The organism is Actinosynnema sp. NPDC023658 (genome assembly GCF_040639995.1).
Taxonomy (GTDB): Bacteria; Actinomycetota; Actinomycetes; order Mycobacteriales; family Pseudonocardiaceae; genus Actinosynnema.
The window spans coordinates 1-1,717 of record NZ_JBFAAX010000552.1 but is presented as its reverse complement, the minus strand read 5'-3'; the positions used below and the strand labels follow the sequence as shown (position 1 = coordinate 1,717).

Sequence of the window (1,717 nt, the reverse complement as noted above, 5' to 3'; positions counted from 1 at the left end):
ATCGCGGACCACTGGCGCGACCTCCTCGGCCAGCGCTTCCTCAAGCTCGACGACCCCGGCGCGGTCTGCGAGCTCATCGCCGCCACCATCGGGATGGAGGAACGGGTCGTCGACCTCGACCAGGCGATGGTCGACCTCGCCGAGATCGGCTCGGCCGCGGAGAGCGAAGCCGTCGGCAAGGCCCTCGTCCACGCCAGGGGCAAGGCACTCGCCACCTCGGCCGCTCCCCCGCTGCTCGACGGCCGCGACGACGTCACGCTCACCTGATGGACGGGCACACCATCGTCGTCGGCCTCGGCTTCGGGGACGAGGGCAAGGGAGCGGTGGTCGACGCCCTGTGCCACGACCACCCGGTGACCACGGTCGTCCGGTTCAACGGCGGCGCCCAAGCCGCGCACAACGTCGTCGTCGACGACCGGCACCACACCTTCAGCCAGTTCGGGTCCGGCACGCTCGCGGGCGTGCCGACCCACCTCTCCCGGCACGTCCTCGTCGAACCGATCGCCCTGGCCGGCGAAGCACGCGCACTCGAAGCGCTCGGCGTCACCGACCCGCTGCGCCTGCTCTCGATCGACGCCGACGCCCTGCTCACCACCCCCATCCACGTCGCCGCCAACCGGGCCCGCGAGGACGCCCGCGGACCCGCCCGCCACGGGTCGTGCGGCAAGGGCATCGGTGAGACCACCTGGTACAGCCTGCTCACCGACCGCCACGCCGAACCCGGTGACGTCGTGGAACACCAAGAGGTCATCGGCGTGCCCGGACCCGCGCCCACCGTCGGCGACTGCGACCACCCCGCCGTCCTCCGCCGCAAGCTCGACGCCCTGGCCCGCTTCTACGAACCACTCGTCGGAGACCGCTACCGGGTGGACGACCTCGTGTCGCTCTACCGCGACTTCGCCGCCGCCGTCCGCACCACGACCGGCGACGAGGTCGGACGCCTGGCCGACCGCGGCCCCCTGGTGTTCGAAGGAGCCCAGGGCGTCCTGCTCGACCAGCACCACGGGTTCCACCCCCACACCACGTGGTCCACCGTCACCCCGGACAACGCCAAGGCCCTGCTGGGACACCGCCACGCCACCGTGCTCGGCGTGACCCGGACCTACCAGACCCGCCACGGCGCGGGCCCCTTCCCCACCGAGGACCACGACGTCCTGACCAGGTTCCCGGAACGGCACAACGACACCGGCCACTACCAGGGCTCCTGGCGTGCCGGACACCTCGACGCCGTCCTGCTGCGCCACGCCGTGACCGCCTGCGGCGGGATCGACGCACTGGCCGTCACGCACCTCGACGCCGACCGGCTCAAGGTCGCCACCGCCTACGACGCACCCCTGCCCACCACCGACCTCACCGCGGTCCTCACCGACCGCACACCGACCCTCGTCGACCTGCCGGACCCCGTCGCGTGGCTGGAGGAGCACCTCGGCCTCCCGGTCCTCGTCACCGGCGCCGGACCCGACCGCGCCCACTACACCGTGCGCACACCGGCCCGGCGCTGACTGCGAGAATCGACCCATGATCGAGTCGACCCCGGTGTCGGTGGACGTCCTCGCCCTGCGCTTCGACCCCACCGCACGCGCCGTGCTCCTCGGCATCGCACCCCGCGCCCTCGAACCGTTCGCCGAGCTTGTCGACGACCGCGCGTCGGGCGGCGTCGCGCAGCCGTTCGCCCTTGCCCAGCAGGACGCCGGGCAGGGCGAGGTCGCCGGCGAAC

The 1,717-nt window shown here is 73.0% G+C and carries 1 protein-coding gene and 2 pseudogenes; all 3 read left to right on the top strand.

What is annotated here, in order from left to right:
- Positions 1 to 267, top strand: a pseudogene (locus tag AB0G02_RS30980) (hypothetical protein); the annotation flags it as partial.
- Positions 267 to 1,502 (top strand): adenylosuccinate synthetase, encoded by a 1,236-nt coding sequence (locus AB0G02_RS30975; RefSeq protein ID WP_360801049.1) that lies wholly within the window; start codon positions 267 to 269, stop codon positions 1,500 to 1,502. The pseudogene AB0G02_RS30980 and the gene AB0G02_RS30975, both read left to right, overlap by 1 nt.
- A 16-nt stretch (positions 1,503 to 1,518) precedes the next feature.
- A pseudogene (locus AB0G02_RS30970) lies at positions 1,519 to 1,717 on the top strand (hypothetical protein); the annotation flags it as partial.